The organism is Pseudomonas sp. GD04058 (genome assembly GCF_029836855.1).
GTDB classification, from domain to species: domain Bacteria; phylum Pseudomonadota; class Gammaproteobacteria; order Pseudomonadales; family Pseudomonadaceae; genus Aquipseudomonas; species Aquipseudomonas bharatica.
Genome location: NZ_JAOECN010000001.1, coordinates 266,240 through 283,333 on the forward strand (window position 1 = coordinate 266,240; position 17,094 = coordinate 283,333).

Sequence of the window (17,094 nt, forward strand, 5' to 3'; positions counted from 1 at the left end):
GCCGCTGTCCGCCGCCATGCTGGCCAACCTGGACGCCCTCGGCTACGCCCAGATGACCCCGATCCAGGCCCAGAGCCTGCCGGTCATCCTCAAGGGCCAGGACCTGATCGCCCAGGCCAAGACCGGCAGCGGCAAGACCGCCGCCTTCGGCATCGGCCTGCTCAACCCGATCAACCCGCGCTACTTCGGTTGCCAGGCGCTGGTGCTGTGCCCGACCCGCGAGCTGGCCGACCAGGTCGCCAAGGAACTGCGCCGCCTGGCCCGCGCCGAGGACAACATCAAGATCCTCACCCTGTGCGGTGGCGTGTCCCTAGGCCCGCAGATCGCGTCGCTGGAGCACGGTGCGCATATCATCGTCGGCACCCCGGGCCGGGTGCAGCAGCATTTGAGCAAGGGCACCCTGGTGCTGGACGGGCTCAATACCCTGGTGCTCGATGAAGCCGACCGCATGCTCGACATGGGCTTTATCGATGCCATCAGCGATATCGTCGGGCAGACCCCGAAGCGCCGGCAGACCCTGCTGTTCTCCGCCACCTACCCGGCCGGCATCAAGCAACTGGCCTCGTCGATCATGCGCGATCCGCAGCAGGTCAAGGTCGAGGCGCTGCATGACGACAGCCAGATCGAGCAGCACTTCTACGAGATCGCCCCCGAAGAGCGCCTCAGCGCCGTGACCCGCGTGCTCGGCCATTTCCGCCCACAGTCCTGCGTGGCCTTCTGCTTTACCAAGCAGCAATGCCAGGAACTGGTGGACCACCTGAAAGCCAAGGGCATCGCCGCCGAGGCGCTGCATGGCGACCTGGAACAGCGTGATCGCGACCAGGTCCTGACCGTGTTCGCCAACCGCAGCCTATCCGTGCTGGTCGCCACCGATGTGGCCGCCCGCGGCCTGGATATCGATGCCCTGGACATGGTGATCAACGTCGAGCTGGCGCGGGATGCGGAGATCCATGTACACCGCGTCGGGCGTACCGGCCGGGCTGGCGAGAAGGGCCTGGCGGTGAGCCTGGTGGCCCCGGCCGAAGGCCATCGCGCCAAGGCCATCGAAGACCTGCAGAAGAAACCGCTGCGCTGGGAACAGCTGGACAGCCTGAAGAGCAAGGCCGGCGAACCGCTGGTGCCGGTGATGTCGACGCTGTGCATCGCGGCCGGGCGCAAGGACAAGCTGCGTCCCGGGGATATCCTCGGCGCACTGACCGGCGATGCCGGGATCGATGGCAAGAAGGTCGGCAAGATCGCCATCTTCGACTTCCAGGCCTTCGTCGCCGTGGAGCGGGCCCTGGCCAGGCAGGCCATGCAACGGCTCAACAGCGGCAAGATCAAGGGGCGCTCGCTCAAGGTCCGGATCATCTAAGAGCGACGCCTATCCTGTGGGAGCGGGTTTACCCGCGATTGCGTCGGTGGATTCACTACCGCAATCGCGGGTAAACCCGCTCCCACAGGGTCCCCGCCAACCCATCGAGAATATTCATGCACTCCACCGATGTGATCATCATCGGCGCCGGCGCCGCCGGCCTGATGTGCGCCCTGACCGCCGCGAACCGTGGTCGCCGGGTCGTGCTGCTGGACCACGCCAACAAACCGGGCAAGAAAATCCTGATGTCCGGCGGCGGCCGCTGCAATTTCACCAACATGTACACCGAGCCGGGCAATTTCCTCTCGCAGAATCCGCATTTCTGTAAATCCGCCCTGGCCCGCTATACCCAGTGGGATTTCATCGAGATGGTCGCCAGGCACGGCGTGCCCTATCACGAGAAGAAGCTTGGCCAGCTGTTTTGCGATAACAAGTCCAGCGACATCCTGCAGATGCTCCTCGACGAGTGCGCCAATGCCGGCGCCGACCTGCGCATGGACACCCGCATCGAGCAGATCGAAAAAACCGACTACGGCTACCAGTTGGCTACCAGCGCCGGTCCGTTCCAGTGCCAGTCGCTGGTGATCGCCACCGGCGGCCTGTCGATCCCGACCCTTGGCGCCACCGGTTTCGGCTACCAGGTCGCGCGCCAGTTCGGCCACAGCGTACTTGCCACCCGCGCCGGCCTGGTGCCCTTCACCATCACCGACCAGCTCAAGGCCCTGTGCACCGAGCTGTCCGGCACCTCGGTGGACTGCATCGCCAGCTGCAACGGCACCAGTTTCCGCGAGAACCTGCTGTTCACCCACCGCGGCCTGAGCGGCCCGGCGATCCTGCAGATCTCCTCGTTCTGGGAGGCCGGCGACACCGTTGAAATCAACCTGCTGCCGGACCACGACGCCCTGGCCTGGCTGCAACAGCAACAGGCCGAACGCCCCAACAGCGAACTGAAGACCCTGCTTGGCGAGATCTTCACCAAGAAGATGGCCAACCTGCTGGCGGAAACCTGGTTCGTGTCCAAGCCGATGAAGCAGTACACCCCGGCCGAACTGGGCCAGGTCGCCGACAAGCTGGGCAACTGGCAGTTGGTACCGGCCGGTACCGAAGGCTATCGCACCGCCGAGGTGACCCTGGGCGGGGTCGATACCCGCGAAGTGTCCTCGAAGACCATGGAGTCGCTGAAAAGCCCGGGCCTGTACTTCATCGGCGAGGTGCTGGACGTCAGCGGGCACCTGGGCGGCTTCAACTTCCAGTGGGCCTGGGCCTCTGCTTACGCGGCGGCGCAGTTCGTCTAGAATCAGCGGCAATCACGGAACGCATCTTGCTGTACGTGACCTGCGCGACAACTTTGCGTCGCGCTGACCGCTCAATCCAGAACCCCGCCCGGCAGGCCCGTCGTCGATCATGTCTTCCTCTTCGTTGCGTCAATCGTTGCGTCGTTTGTGGGCGCTGGACAAATTCAGCTACAGCATCCGGGTATTGATCGCCCTGACCGGCAGCATGGCGCTGTGCTGGTACCAGGACCAGATGAACCTGCTGATCCCGCTGTTCCTCGGCATCATCGCCAGCGCCCTGGCGGAAACCGACGATAGCTGGCAGGGCCGCCTCAATGCCCTGGCGGTGACCCTGGTGTGCTTTACCATCGCCGCGCTGTCGGTGGAACTGCTGTTCCCCTACCCGTGGATCTTCGTGATCTCCATGGCCCTGGCAGCCTTCAGCCTGACCATGCTCGGCGCCCTGGGCGAACGCTACGGGGCGATTGCCCAGGCCACGCTGATCCTCTCGGTCTACACCATGATCGGCGTCGACCAGCGCGGTGGCGAAGTCGCCGATTTCTGGCACGAACCGCTGCTGCTGGTGGCCGGCGCAGCCTGGTACGGGCTGCTCTCGGTGCTGTGGCAGGCCCTGTTCTCCAACCAGCCGGTACAACAGAGCCTGGCGCGGCTGTTCCGTGAACTGGGCACCTACCTGAAACTCAAGGCCACCCTGTTCGAGCCGATCCGCGGCCTGGACGTCGAGGCCCGCCGCCTGGAACTGGCGCAGCAAAATGGCAAGGTGGTGGCGGCGCTGAACAGCGCCAAGGAAATCATCCTGCACCGGGTCGGCAATGGCCGGCCCAGTTCGAAGGTCAGCCGCTACCTGAAGTTGTACTTCCTCGCCCAGGACATCCACGAGCGGGCCAGTTCTTCGCACTACCCGTACAACGCCCTGACCGAAGCCTTCTTCCACAGCGACGTGCTGTTCCGCTGCCAGCGCCTGCTGCGCCAGCAGGGCAGCGCCTGCCAGCAGTTGTCGACATCGATTCAATTGCGCCAGCCGTTCGTGTTCAACAGCAACTTCGCCGAAGCCCTGGAAGACCTGCATGCCTCGCTGGAACACCTGCGCATCCAGAGCAACCCGGCCTGGCGCGGCCTGCTCCGCTCGCTGCGGGCACTGGCAGCCAACCTGGCGACCCTGGACCGTCTGCTCAGCGATGCCAGCAATCCGGACAACCTGGCCGACAACACCGACTCCAGCCTGCTCGATCGCTCGCCACGCAACCTCAAGGACGTCTGGACCCGCCTGCGCCTGCAACTGACGCCCACCTCGCTGATCTTCCGCCATGCCCTGCGCCTGCCCCTGGCGCTGTCGATCGGCTACGGCATGGTGCACCTGATCCACCCGACGCAAGGCTACTGGATCATCCTCACCACCCTGTTCGTTTGCCAGCCCAACTACGGGGCGACACGGCGCAAACTGGTGCAGAGGATCATCGGTACGGCCATCGGCCTGACGGTAGGCTGGGCGCTGTTCGACCTGTTCCCCAGCGCGGTGATCCAGTCGTTGTTCGCGGTGGCGGCAGGGGTGGTGTTCTTCGTCAACCGGACCACCCGCTATACCCTCGCGACAGCGGCGATCACCCTGATGGTGCTGTTCTGCTTCAACCAGATCGGCGACGGCTACGGCCTGTTCCTGCCACGCCTGTTCGATACCCTGGTGGGCAGCCTGATCGCGATCCTGGCGGTATTCCTGTTCCTCCCGGACTGGCAGGGCCGGCGCCTGAACAAGGTGCTGGCCAATACCCTGACCTGCAACAGCCTGTACCTGCGCCAGATCATGCAGCAATACGCCCGGGGCAAGCAGGACGACCTCGCCTACCGCCTGGCCCGGCGCAACGCGCACAACGCCGATGCGGCGCTATCGACCACGCTGTCGAACATGCTCATGGAGCCCGGCCACTTCAGGAAGGAGGCCGATACCGGCTTCCGCTTCCTGGTGCTCTCCCATACCCTGCTCAGCTACCTCTCCGCCCTTGGCGCACACCGCGAAAGCACCCTGCCCGCCGAGGCCCACGCGCAATTGATCGATGGCGCAGCGGCGAAGCTGGCGGCGAGCCTCGACGAGATCGCCACGGGCCTGGCCGGCAAGCAACCCGTGGCGATCCATAGCGATGCCGAGGAAGCCCTGGCCACCGAGCTGGAACAAATGCCCGAGGAAATGGACGAAAACCTGCGTACGGTCCAGACCCAACTGGCGCTCATCGCCCGTCACCTCGGCCCCCTGCGCACCCTGGCCGCTCACCTGATCAAGGGGACTCCGGCCTGAAGGCAAAGTGCTCGAGGATCTTCGCGTAGCTGCCATCGGCCTTCATCGCGGCGATGGCCTTGTCGAACCCGGCAACGATCTGCTCGTGCCGCGGATGCTTGAGGCTGACCAGGATATGCAGGCTGTTCTCGCTGACCGGCTTGCCGAAGAATTCCACCAGGTCCTTGGCATTGCTGCGCTCCTGCTGCAGGAACCAGCTGGCGACATATTCGTCCTCAACCGCCAGCGACACCCGTCCTGCCGCCAGCATGCCGATGGCCACCGGGAAACTGCGCACCGGCACCTTCTGTAGACGCAGGTCGTTATCGAAATCGCTGGAATAGGCGTAGTCGCGGACCACGGCGATGGAATGCGGGTAGAGATCGGACAGATGCTCGTAGTGAATCGCGTCGGTCTTGCGCTTGAGCAGGCGGATGCGGTTGGCCAGGTAGCCGTCGGAAAACTGGCCGATGCGCGTTCGCGAGTCGTTGTACCAGGCATTGATCAGCACGTCGTAGCGTCCGTCGCCAATCCCCACCAGGGCCCGTGCCCAGGGCACCTGTTCGAAATCGCTGGCATAGCCGGCGCGTTCCAGCGCCGCCTTGACCAGCGCCGTGGCCAGCCCGCCCTGCTCCATGCTGGCATCGGTGAAGGGGGGCCAGGCGTCGGCGACGAGGCGGAGTTTTTCGGCATGAACCGGGGTAACTGACAACATTCCAAGCAAACACAAGACTCGGAGCAAGGGCATGCTCAAATCCTATAGCGGAGGGCTCCGCGTTGTGGTTTGACCGCTGGGAAGTGCAATGTCGCTAACTTACACAAACATCCATCCGGGTGGGAGAAGCAAATAATAGCCATGTGCCTCTATTCCTGCCGGTCTTGCGCACACTTTTACCTTCGACCGGATAGCACAACGGGCTATCCTCGGACGCGTACCCACTGAGAGATGCCTACATGTCCATCGACTGGCTTTGCAAACATCACACCGACCTTGGCAAGGAACAGCTCTACGCCGTGCTTCGGTTGCGCAACGAAGTGTTCGTGCTGGAACAGAAATGCCCATACCAGGACCTGGACGGGCAGGATCTGTCCGGAGACACCTGCCATTTGATGGCATGGCAGGATGATCAGTTGGTGGCGTACCTGCGCCTGCTCGACCCGACCTCACAGGGTGGCGATGTGGTGATCGGCCGTGTGGTGATCGCCGAAGCCGGGCGTGGCCAGGGGCTGGGGCATGAGCTGATGGTGCGGGCGCTTAAGGAAGCCCAGGAAAACTGGCCGGATGTGCCGGTCTACCTCTCGGCCCAGGCACATTTGCAGGGGTATTACCGCAAGCATGGGTTCGAGGTGGTGGGAGAGGCCTATCTGGAAGACGGGATTCCGCACATCGGTATGCGCAGAACCTGAAAAAATCACTGCAAAACCCTGTGGGAGCTGGCTTGCCAGCGATGAGGCCGGCACTGGCAAGGATGTTGTCAGATCTGACCAAATCGCTGGCAAGCCAGCTCTCACAGGGGTTATCCACAGGGCAGGGAAAGGGATGAATCAGGGATACCCCAACACCTCCCGAATCACCCGCAGGTTCTGGACGATCCAGCCCTTGTCGATCGCCCCCCAATCGCGGATCCGGTAATTCCCGGCATGATTGCGCGCCCCCACCTCCTGCTCGAATTCGCAGACGATATCCAGGTCCGCCAGCGCCGCGATGGTGTCCTGTGCGGTGCGCCGGGGCATGCCGGTGGCGGCCATCAGCGCGGGGACGCTGGCGGCAGTCTGGCTGTCGATCAGCCAGGCGACGTACAGCCGACGGTAGAAACTGCTCTTGGTCTTGCTCACTTCCATGCAAAGGCTTCCTTGACTCACTGATTGCCCGGCAGGTCGCGCCAGGTCAGGTAGACACGCAGGTCGAACTCCAGTTGATGGTAGCCGGGCTGCATGTATTCACAGAGCTGGTAGAAGGCCTTGTTGTGCTCGGCCTCCTTGAGGTGCGCCAGTTCGTGCACCACGATCATCCGCAGGAACTCCGGCGCCGCGTCGCGAAACAGCGAGGCGATGCGGATTTCCTTCTTTGCCTTGAGCTTGCCACCCTGCACCCGCGACACCGCGGTGTGCAGGCCAAGGGCGCGGTGGGTCAGGTCGAGGCGGTTGTCGAACAGCACCTTGTCGAGGTTCGGTGCGTTGCGCAGGTGCTCCTGCTTGAGGGCCTGGGCATAGCCGTACAGCGCCTTGTCGCTCTGCACCTCATGCCGGCCCGGGTAGCGTTTGTGCAGGTAATCGCCCAGCTGATCGCGGGCGATCAACTGGCGCACCTGGTCTTGCAGGGCGGGCGGGTAGGCTTGCAGGTACTTGAGGACGGTCATGGCTGCGGCGAACGACGGAACGAAGGCGGCAGTGTACCCAACTACAACGACTGCCAGTCAAAAAACACCGGGAAGCGCCCCGCTTCCTCGGCGGTGACCGGGCGGGCCACAAGGAACCCCTGCACATACTGGCAGCCGTGTTCGCGCAGCCAGTGCGCCTGCTCCAGGGTTTCCACGCCTTCGGCGATCACGCCGATGTTGTATTGCCGGCAAAGCTCGATGACGCAGCGCACCAGCGCCATGTTGGCTTCGGATTCGGGCAGCAGAGCCACCAGGTGGCGATCGAGCTTGAGCGTGTCGATGGGCAGGTCGCGCAACAGGCGCAGCGAGCAGTTGCCGGCACCGAAATCATCCAGCGCGACACGCACGCCCAGCTCACGCAATCTATGCAACTGGCGCAGGGCCATGTCGATATCGTCGGTCAGCGAGGTTTCGGCGATTTCCACCTCGAGCTGATGGGGAGCCAGTCCGGAAGCAGCGATGACCTGAGCCAGCTCCTCGACCAGGTTGGGCATGCCGAACTGCACCTTGCTGAGGCTGATGCCCAGGGTCAGTGCGTCGGGGAAATGCCCGCACCACAAGCGCCGCTGTTCCGCGCCCTGGCAGTAGATCCAGCTGGACAGGCGGTTGATCAGGCGTGCTTCTTCCAGCAGCGGCAGGAACAACCCCGGCGGCACGTCGCCGACACTCGGGTGGCGCCAGCGCAGCAGCGCCTCGAAACCACGCAGGCGACCATCGGCAAAGGCGACCTGGGGCTGGAACACCAAGGTGAAATCCTGGTTGTCGACAGCCGCTCGCACGCTGTCTTCGAGCATAAGCCGCGAGCGCGCGCGGCCGTTGAGGTCATCGTCGTAATAGCGGTATTGCTGGCGGCCGGCCTGCTTCGCCGCGTACATCGCCGTGTCGGCGGCACGCAACAGGTTGTCCAGGTTGGCGCCGCAATCGGGGTAGACGGCAATGCCGATGCTGACCCCAAGGATCACCTCCAGCCCGTCGATGTGCTGGCGGATGGACATGCGCTCGATGCACTTCTCGGCGAAGCGCGCCGCCTGCTCCGGGTAGTCGAGGTCGTCGAGCAGCGCGGTGAACTCGTCGCCTCCCATGCGCGCCAATATGCCGTGACCGCCCAGGCAGTCCTTCAGTTGCTCGGCGACCCAGTGCAGCACCTGGTCGCCGGTTTCATGGCCAAGGGAATCGTTGACCCGTTTGAAGCCGTCGAGGTCCAGATACATCAGCGCATGATGCTTTTCAGAATGTTCGCTGCGCACTAGCGCGCTTTCCGCCGCCTGGTAGAAGCCGCGGCGGTTGAGCAGACCGGTCAGCGGATCGGTGACCGCCTGCTGTTCGAGCTGCTGGTGCAGGCTGCGTACCACCGACATGTCCAGGACGGTGACCACCATGGCCCGCTGCTCCCCCGGCAACGCCGCGCACGACAGCGCTACCGACAGGGCCTGGCCATTGCTGGTACGCAGTACCGCGTCGTGCAGTCGATAGATGTCCCGCTCCAGGTAGGCCAGGTAGAAGGCCGAGTCCCGCCATTGGTTCGCCGTCGGCGAAAGCACGAAATCCAGCAGGCACGCTCCCTCCAGCTGGTCCACGGAAGCCATCAGCAGGCGGGAAATAGCCGGGTTGGCAAAGCGGATGGTGCCGTTCTCGGCCACCACGAGAATGCCTTCGGCAGCGTTTTCCAGGACCGAGGCATTGAAGGCACGGGCCACTTCCAGATCGCGGGTCAGGCGCTGCAAGGCGCGGCGATTGCGCTGCTGTTCGAGCAGGGCCTGCACCTTGGGCTTGAGAATCTGCGGATCGAAGGGCTTGAACAGATAATCCACGGCACCGCTGGCGTAGCCCTTGAGCACCGCAGCCTGGCTCTGTTCGTTGGCCGTGAGGAAGATGATCGGCGTCAGGCGGGTACGCTGGCTGCCACGCATCAGGCGCGCGACCTCGAAGCCGTCCATGCCCGGCATCTGCACATCGAGCAAGACCAGATCGACTTCATGTTCGAGCAAGGTACTCAGCGCCTCGATGCCCGAGCACGCCGTCAATACTTGCCAATCCTGACGGGCCAGCAAGGCACGCATGCTGGTCAGGTTTTCCGGGTAGTCATCAACCACCAACAGTGTTGACGCTTCCTCTTGTGCAGGGGTTTGAGCGCATTCCATGCTGCTTCTCTATGTGGCAACGAGCATCAGTCTTTCAATTGAAATTCTGCCGCTTTCCACTCTAGACCCGAGTGTTACAAATCTAAAGCTGGCACAAAGCCAATAGATCGTTCGCCGACTAACGGTCTTTTCGAGCAATTCCCGTAGGAGCGTTGAATAAAAAAGGGACTGCACAGGCAGTCCCTTTTCATCACGCAGGCCGAACTCAGTTGACCTTGGCGGCCAGCTCGCCCTTGGCATAGCGCAGGTACATTTCGTCCAGCGAGACCGGTTTGATCTTCGAGGCGTTACCGGCAGTGCCGAAGGCTTCATAACGGGCGATGCAGATGTCACGCATGGCTTCGACGGTCTTGGCGAAGTATTTACGCGGGTCGAACTCGGACTTGTTCTGCTCCAGGAAGCGACGGATCGCACCCGTGGAGGCCAAGCGCAGGTCGGTGTCGATGTTGACCTTGCGCACACCGTGCTTGATGCCTTCGACGATTTCCTCGACCGGTACGCCGTAGGTTTCCTTGATGTCGCCACCGAACTCGTTGATGATCGCCAGCCAGTCCTGTGGCACCGAGGACGAACCGTGCATGACCAGGTGGGTGTTCGGGATGCGCTGGTGGATCGCCTTGATACGGTCGATCGCCAGGATGTCGCCGGTCGGCGGCTTGGTGAACTTGTAGGCACCGTGGCTGGTGCCGATGGCGATGGCCAGGGCGTCGACCTGGGTTTTCTTGACGAAGTCGGCAGCTTCTTCAGGGTCGGTCAGCATCTGGCTGTGATCCAGGATGCCTTCGGCGCCGACGCCGTCTTCTTCACCGGCCTGGCCGGTTTCCAGGCTGCCCAGGCAACCCAGCTCACCTTCCACGGAAACGCCGCAGGCGTGGGCGAAAGCCACGGTCTGCTGGGTTACGCGGACGTTGTATTCGTAGTCGGACGGGGTCTTGCCGTCTTCACGCAGCGAGCCGTCCATCATCACCGAGCTGAAGCCCAGCTGGATCGAACGCTGGCACACGTCAGGGCTGGTGCCGTGGTCCTGGTGCATGCACACCGGGATGTGCGGGAATTCTTCGATGGCGGCCAGGATCAGGTGGCGCAGGAACGGCGCGCCGGCGTATTTGCGGGCACCGGCCGAAGCCTGGACGATCACCGGGGAGTCGGTCTTGTCGGCCGCTTCCATGATGGCGCGCATCTGCTCGAGGTTGTTGACGTTGAAAGCCGGAACGCCGTAACCGAATTCGGCGGCGTGGTCCAGCATCTGGCGCATGCTAATGAGTGCCATTGTGTATCTCTCTCCCGACAAGCGTCGTTATTTCGTGCAAGCCTGCCGCAGCGGCGGTTGCTGTTCAAGTAGTGTGGGCCGGCACGCAAGGCCGACCCGGCCAGTCACGGTGCCTTGCAGCCCCGCCCTATCAAATCGTCGGTCGCGACCCAGTACACCAGGCCCTCGTCGCCCTTGGTGTGGAAGGCCAGCACGCCGTCGCTGTACAGCGCCCCGGAAGCCGCCGGCTCGGGCTTGAGCCGGTAGACCTGGTCGCCGCCGCCAAGGCGTACGTCCATATCGTCGCCCACCGCACGCCAAAGCACCTGGGCCTTGCTGTCGCAGATCCAGGTGGTCCAGTTGTCGGCCACCGGGGGAGCGGACCTGAAGCTTGCGCATCCCGCGAGTAACGCCAAGGCCATCACGGCCGGAACGCCTTTCATTCCATTCCTCCAGCAGACCACAAAGCAAGCGACAGGTTGACGTCAGCCGATCAAGGGCAGCCCTTGGCCTGGCGCTGATGTTCTTCGTCGTATTTTTCCAGGCCGTCCGGACCGACGCGCTTGCTGATCACCGGTACGGTTTCGGCCTGCCATTCGGACTGGTAGCAGCCGCCCTTGACGGCGGCCGGCTTGTCGGAAGCGGACTCGGGCGCGCTGGAGCAGGCGCCCAGCGCGGCGGTCATGACCATCAGGGACAGTCGCTTGATCATCGGTTCGCTCCCTTTGCCAGTGCCCCGGCGACTCAGGCCTTGGCCCGCTGTTCCAGCACGTCCACGGCTGGCAGGACCTTGCCCTCGACGAATTCGAGGAACGCGCCGCCACCGGTAGAAATGTAGGAGATATCAGCGGCCACGCCATATTTGTCGATGGCTGCCAGGGTGTCGCCACCGCCGGCGATGGAGAACGCGGCGCTGTCGGCAATCGCCTTGGCCAGGGTCCGGGTGCCGTTGCCGAACTGGTCGAATTCGAACACGCCGACCGGGCCGTTCCACAGGATAGTCTTCGACGACTTCAACAGCTCGGCGAACTGCGCGGCAGTCTGCGGGCCGATGTCGAGGATCATGTCATCGTCGGCCACGTCGGCAACCGCTTTGACGGTGGCTTCGGCGTCTTCGGCGAAGGCCTTGGCGACTACCACGTCAACTGGCAGCGGCACGTTGACCTTGGCGGCGATGGCCTTGGCGGTCTCGACCAGGTCGGCTTCGTACAGCGACTTGCCGACCTTGTGGCCAGCAGCGGCGAGGAAGGTGTTGGCGATGCCGCCACCGACGATCAGCAGGTCGCAGACCTGGCTCAGGCTGTTCAGCACGTCCAGCTTGGTGGAAACCTTGGAACCGGCAACGATGGCGGCCATCGGCTTGGCCGGGGCCTTCAGGGCCTTGCCCAGGGCGTCCAGCTCGGCCGCCAGCAGCGGGCCGGCAGCAGCGACCTTGGCGAATTTCGCCACGCCATGGGTCGAACCCTCGGCGCGGTGCGCGGTGCCGAAGGCGTCCATGACGAATACATCGCACAGTGCGGCGTATTTCTGCGCCAGTTCGTCGGCGTTCTTCTTCTCGCCCTTGTTGAAGCGCACGTTCTCGAACAGCACGACGTCGCCGGCCTTGACCTCGACGCCGTCCAGGTAGTCGGCAACCAGCGGCACTTCACGGCCCAGCGCCTTGCTCAGGTAGTCGGCGACCGGCTTCAGGCTGTTCTCGGCGGAGAATTCACCCTCGGTCGGACGACCCAGGTGCGAGCAGATCATCACCGCCGCGCCCTTCTCCAGGGCCAGCCTGATGGTCGGCAGCGAAGCGAGGATGCGCGCGTCGCTGGCAACCACACCGTCCTTAACAGGGACGTTGAGGTCTTCGCGGATCAGTACGCGCTTACCTTGCAGGTCGAGGTCGGTCATCTTCAAAACGGTCATGAATGCAGTCCTTCAGGGCTGTTTGCTGGTGGTGCGTTGGCGGTTGTCCACGACGCGCAGAAAATGATCGGCAACGTCGAGCATACGGTTGGCGAACCCCCATTCGTTGTCGAACCAGGCCAGCAGGTTCACCAGACGGGGGCCGGAAACACGGGTCTGACTGGCATCGACGATGGCCGAATGCGGGTCATGGTTGAAATCGCAACTGGCGTGGGGCAGCTCGGTGTAGGCCAGGAGCCCCCGCAGCGGCCCGTCCAGGGCAGCTTCGCGAAGGGCCTGGTTGACCTCGGCAGCCGTGGTATCGCGCCTGGTCTGCAGGGTGATGTCCAGGCATGACACGTTCACCGTCGGTACACGCACGGCTTTGGCCTGAATTCGCCCGACAAGTTCCGGAAGCAGGCGCTCGATGCCGCGGGCAAGACCGGTGGACACCGGAATCACCGACTGGAAGGCCGAACGGGTGCGGCGCAGGTCTTCGTGGTGGTAGGCGTCGATCACCGGTTGGTCGTTCATCGCCGAGTGGATGGTGGTGATCGACACGTAGTCGATGCCGAACGCCTGGTCCAGCACCCGCAGCAGCGGCACGCCGCAGTTGGTGGTGCAGGAAGCGTTGGAAACCAGGGTTTCGCTGCCATCCAGGCAATCCTGGTTGATGCCGTAGACCACCGTGGCGTCGACATCCGCTTCGCTGGCCATGGGTTGCGAGAACAGTACCCGCGGCGCGCCGGCGTCGAGGAAGCGCTGGCCATCGGCACGGGTGTTGTAGGCCCCGGAGCATTCCAGCACCAGGTCGACGTCGAGCGACGCCCAGTCGATGCCCTCGGGGGTGGCACTGCGCAGCACCTTCACGCAGTCGCCATTGATGTGCAGGCAATCGCCATCGACCCTCACCTCGCCCGGGAAGCGGCCATGGGTGGAGTCGAAGCGCGTCAGGTATTCGAGGCTGGCCTGGTCGGCCAGGTCGTTCAGCGCGACGATCTCGAAGCCCGCCTTCGCCCCGCGCTCGACGAGTGCGCGCAAGACGCAACGGCCGATACGGCCATAACCATTGAGTGCAACTCTGTAAGGACGCGTTTGGGGCATTGGGGGCTCACGGAACGGATCTATCGACGCAACCCGCAGGACTGGTGTCGCCTCAATCGCGGGCAAGCCCGCTCCCACAGGGTTTTTCGGCCACCGTGGGAGCGGGCTTGCCCGCGATTGCGGGCGACAGCCCGCGGATACTTGTATCAGTCTTCCAGCAGCTCTTCGGCAGTGCCCAGAATGTTTTCCAGGGTGAAGCCGAACTCCTCGAACAGTGAGCCGGCCGGAGCCGATTCACCGTAGGTGGTCATGCCGATGATGCGACCTTCCAGGCCGACGTACTTGTACCAGAAGTCGGCATGGGCGGCCTCGATGGCGATACGCGCACCCACCTGCACCGGCAGTACCGATTGCTTGTAGGCGGCATCCTGGGCATCGAACACGCTGGTGCTCGGCATCGACACGACGCGGACCTTGCGGCCCTGCTCGCTCAGCTTGTCGAACGCCTGGACGGCCAGGCCCACTTCGGAACCGGTGGCGATCAGGATCAACTCGGGCTCGCCGGCGCAGTCCTTGAGGACGTAGCCACCACGGGCGATATCGGCGATCTGCTGGGCGTCGCGGTCCTGGTGCTGCAGGTTCTGGCGCGAGAAGACCAGCGCCGAAGGACCGTCCTTGCGCTCCAGGGCATGCTTCCAGGACACCGCCGATTCAACGGCGTCGGCCGGACGCCAGGTGTCCAGGTTCGGCGTGCCGCGCAGGCTGCTCAGTTGCTCGACCGGCTGGTGGGTCGGGCCGTCCTCGCCAAGGCCGATGGAGTCGTGGGTGTAGACATGAATGACGCGCTGCTTCATCAGGGCCGACATGCGTACCGCATTACGGGCGTATTCCATGAACATCAGGAAGGTCGCGCCGTACGGAACCAGGCCGCCGTGCAGGGCAACGCCGTTCATGATCGCGGTCATGCCGAACTCGCGCACGCCGTAGAACATGTAGTTGCCGTTGGCATCCTCGGCGCTGACGCCCTTGCAGCCTTTCCACAGGGTCAGGTTGGAACCGGCCAGGTCGGCGGAGCCGCCCAGCAGTTCAGGCAGCAGCGGGCCGAAGGCGTTCAGGGTGTTCTGGCTGGCCTTGCGGCTGGCGATGGTCTCGCCCTTGGCCGCGACTTCGGCGATGTAGGCAGCGGCTTTCTCGGCGAAGTCGGCAGGCAGGTCGCCGTTCAGGCGGCGCTTGAGCTCGCTGGCCAGCTCAGGGAAGGCCGCGGCGTAGGCGTCGAAACGCTGGTTCCATTCGGCTTCGGCCTTGGCACCGGCTTCGCGGGCGTTCCACTCGGCATAGATGTCGGCCGGGATTTCGAACGGACCGTGGTTCCAGTTCAGCTCCTTGCGGGCCAGGGCGATTTCGTCGTTGCCCAGCGGTGCGCCGTGGCAGTCTTCCTTGCCCTGCTTGTTCGGCGAGCCGAAACCGATGATGGTCTTGCAGCAGATCAGGGTCGGCTGCTCGCTCTTGCGGGCGGTCTCGATGGCGGTCTTGATCTCGTCGGCATCATGGCCGTTGACGTTGCGGATCACCTGCCAGTTGTAGGCTTCGAAACGCTTCGGCGTGTCGTCGGTGAACCAGCCTTCGACTTCGCCATCGATGGAGATGCCGTTGTCGTCGTAGAAGGCGATCAGCTTGCCCAGGCCCAGGGTGCCGGCCAGGGAAGCGACTTCATGGGAAATGCCTTCCATCATGCAGCCATCGCCGAGGAACACATAGGTGTTGTGGTCGACGACCTTGTGGCCTTCACGGTTGAACTGGGCACCCAGGACCTTTTCCGCGATGGCGAAGCCGACGGCGTTGGCCAGGCCTTGGCCCAGCGGGCCGGTGGTGGTCTCGACGCCCGGGGTGTAACCGAACTCCGGGTGCCCCGGGGTGCGGCTGTGCAACTGGCGGAAGCCTTTCAGGTCGTCGATCGACAGATCGTAGCCGGTCAGGTGTAACAGCGAATAGATCAGCATCGAGCCGTGGCCGTTGGACAGGACGAAACGGTCGCGGTCGGCGAAGGACGGGTTGGCCGGGTTGTGCTTCAGAAAATCACGCCACAGCACCTCGGCGATATCCGCCATGCCCATGGGGGCACCGGGGTGGCCGCTGTTGGCTTTTTGCACGGCATCCATGCTCAGTGCACGAATGGCGTTGGCACGCTCACGACGGCTCGGCATCGCTTGTCTCCTGGAACTTGAAAAGGAACTGACGGAAAAAAGGCGGCTATTTTCGCCCAGGCATACCTCCCGGGGCAATCACGGATGGTCGAACTGGAACGATTTTCCTGTGATCGACGGCCGATTCCCTGGTTTGACCGACGAAACAGCCGAAAACAGCAACCCGGTCGGGGCTTTTCCCTCCGCTCATCGCGCAATATCAAAACTTTTTGATATTGAACTTGCGACGCCCGCTGGCCCTGACTAGACTGCCGCCCCTATGAATAGCCCCGTAACCGTTCCCGATCAGCAGCAAAGCGAACGCCTGGCCGCCCTGTGCAAGGCCGGCGGCGATTCCCTGCGCCTGAACGTGTTGCGCGCCCTGGCCAACGATTCCTTCGGCGTGCTGGAGCTGGCGCAGATCTTCGCCATCGGCCAGTCCGGCATGAGCCACCATTTGAAGGTGCTTGCCCAGGCCGAACTGGTGGCGACCCGCCGAGAAGGCAACGCGATCTTCTACCGCCGCGCCCTGCCCGACAGCCTCGGCCTCGGCGGCAAGCTGCACGCCGCGCTGCTCGAGGAAGTCGACGGCCTGCCGCTGTCCGGCGAGATGCAGGCGCGGATCCACCAGGTCCAACAACGCCGCGCGGCCACCCGCCAGGACTTCTTCCTGCGCGTCGAAGAGAAATTCCGCGCCCAGCAGGACCTGATCGCCGGCCTGGCCCAGTACCGTGAAAGCCTCCTGGCCCTGCTCGACAAACTGAGCTTCGAGCCTGGTGCCACGGCCCTGGAAGTCGGCCCGGGCGACGGCGAGTTCCTGCCCGAGCTGGCCCGGCGCTTCGCCCGGGTCACCGCGCTGGACAACAGCCCGACCATGCTCGAACTGGCGCGCCAGGTGTGCCAGCGCGAGCGCCTGGCTAATGTAAACCTGCAATTGGCCGATGCCCTTGGCAATACCGAAGGCCAGGCCGATTGCGTCGTGCTGAACATGGTCCTGCACCACTTCAGCGATCCGGCCGCGGCCCTCGGGCAACTGGCCGAACGCGTCAAACCAGGCGGCAGCCTGTTGCTTACCGAGTTGTGCAGCCACGACCAGGGGTGGGCCCGCGAAGCCTGCGGCGACCTCTGGCTGGGCTTTGAACAGGACGACCTGCTTCGTTGGGCGTGCGCTGCGGGACTGGTTCCCGGAGACAGCCTCTATGTAGGCCTACGTAATGGTTTCCAGCTCCAGGTCCGCCATTTCCAGCGACCGGCTGGCAACACTCACCATCAGTAAATTCAGGAACCCGTC

15 protein-coding genes are annotated in these 17,094 nt (G+C 63.8%); 5 read left to right on the top strand and 10 right to left on the bottom strand.

The features are described from left to right. Positions 1-16: 16 nt before the first annotated feature. From dbpA to yccS, 3 genes are all read left to right on the top strand, one after another. Positions 17-1,354: an ATP-dependent RNA helicase DbpA gene (gene dbpA / locus N7650_RS01115; RefSeq protein ID WP_240500666.1), complete on the top strand. Its 1,338-nt coding sequence runs from the start codon at positions 17-19 to the stop codon at positions 1,352-1,354. A 116-nt stretch (positions 1,355-1,470) separates the two neighbouring features. Further along, complete coding sequence (locus tag N7650_RS01120; protein WP_279896634.1) at positions 1,471-2,649, top strand: NAD(P)/FAD-dependent oxidoreductase; 1,179 nt, start codon at positions 1,471-1,473, stop codon at positions 2,647-2,649. Positions 2,650-2,758: 109 nt separating this feature from the next. After that, positions 2,759-4,939 carry a YccS family putative transporter gene (yccS, locus tag N7650_RS01125; RefSeq protein ID WP_009399355.1) on the top strand — a complete coding sequence of 727 codons (2,181 nt, stop codon included), beginning with the start codon at positions 2,759-2,761 and terminating at the stop codon, positions 4,937-4,939. Here yccS and N7650_RS01130 read toward each other — a convergent pair. After that, a complete protein-coding gene (locus N7650_RS01130) occupies positions 4,920-5,666 on the bottom strand; it encodes a transporter substrate-binding domain-containing protein (RefSeq protein WP_064304404.1) in 747 nt (248 codons plus the stop codon). The genes yccS and N7650_RS01130 overlap by 20 nt on opposite strands. Before the next feature lie 206 nt (positions 5,667-5,872). On the opposite strand from N7650_RS01130, the gene N7650_RS01135 reads away from it, so the two are divergent. Then, a complete protein-coding gene (locus N7650_RS01135; RefSeq protein WP_009399351.1) occupies positions 5,873-6,325 on the top strand; it encodes a GNAT family N-acetyltransferase in 453 nt (150 codons plus the stop codon). Between the two features lie 138 nt (positions 6,326-6,463). Here N7650_RS01135 and N7650_RS01140 read toward each other — a convergent pair whose 3' ends face one another. The 9 genes from N7650_RS01140 to tkt form a co-directional block, all read right to left on the bottom strand. Beyond that, positions 6,464-6,760, bottom strand: coding sequence for a winged helix-turn-helix domain-containing protein (locus tag N7650_RS01140; protein WP_009399349.1), 297 nt, complete (start codon positions 6,758-6,760; stop codon positions 6,464-6,466). Between the two features lie 17 nt (positions 6,761-6,777). Continuing rightward, a complete protein-coding gene (locus N7650_RS01145) occupies positions 6,778-7,278 on the bottom strand; it encodes a M48 family metallopeptidase (protein ID WP_279896640.1) in 501 nt (166 codons plus the stop codon). A gap of 41 nt (positions 7,279-7,319) precedes the next feature. After that, positions 7,320-9,440: an EAL domain-containing protein gene (locus N7650_RS01150; RefSeq protein ID WP_279896642.1), complete on the bottom strand. Its 2,121-nt coding sequence runs from the start codon at positions 9,438-9,440 to the stop codon at positions 7,320-7,322. Between the two features lie 205 nt (positions 9,441-9,645). Beyond that, positions 9,646-10,710, bottom strand: coding sequence for a class II fructose-bisphosphate aldolase (gene fba, locus N7650_RS01155; protein WP_009399343.1), 1,065 nt, complete (start codon positions 10,708-10,710; stop codon positions 9,646-9,648). Positions 10,711-10,814: 104 nt separating this feature from the next. Next, entirely contained in the window at positions 10,815-11,132 is a 318-nt protein-coding gene (locus N7650_RS01160; RefSeq protein WP_009399342.1) for an MliC family protein, read from the bottom strand. A 50-nt stretch (positions 11,133-11,182) separates the two neighbouring features. Beyond that, positions 11,183-11,401, bottom strand: a complete 219-nt coding sequence (locus tag N7650_RS01165; RefSeq protein ID WP_009399340.1) for a hypothetical protein — start codon at positions 11,399-11,401, stop codon at positions 11,183-11,185. A gap of 32 nt (positions 11,402-11,433) precedes the next feature. After that, on the bottom strand, positions 11,434-12,597 hold the full coding sequence (locus N7650_RS01170) for a phosphoglycerate kinase (protein ID WP_279896645.1): 1,164 nt from the start codon (positions 12,595-12,597) through the stop codon (positions 11,434-11,436). Positions 12,598-12,609: 12 nt separating this feature from the next. After that, positions 12,610-13,680, bottom strand: a complete 1,071-nt coding sequence (gene epd, locus N7650_RS01175; RefSeq protein ID WP_279896647.1) for an erythrose-4-phosphate dehydrogenase — start codon at positions 13,678-13,680, stop codon at positions 12,610-12,612. Positions 13,681-13,826: 146 nt separating this feature from the next. Continuing rightward, positions 13,827-15,824: a transketolase gene (gene tkt / locus N7650_RS01180; protein WP_279896649.1), complete on the bottom strand. Its 1,998-nt coding sequence runs from the start codon at positions 15,822-15,824 to the stop codon at positions 13,827-13,829. A 259-nt stretch (positions 15,825-16,083) separates the two neighbouring features. Between tkt and N7650_RS01185 the strand changes: the two genes are divergently transcribed. Continuing rightward, the gene (locus tag N7650_RS01185; protein WP_009399335.1) at positions 16,084-17,079 is read left to right on the top strand and encodes a metalloregulator ArsR/SmtB family transcription factor; all 996 of its coding nucleotides are present in this window, start codon (positions 16,084-16,086) and stop codon (positions 17,077-17,079) included. The last annotated feature ends 15 nt before the right edge of the window (positions 17,080-17,094 follow it).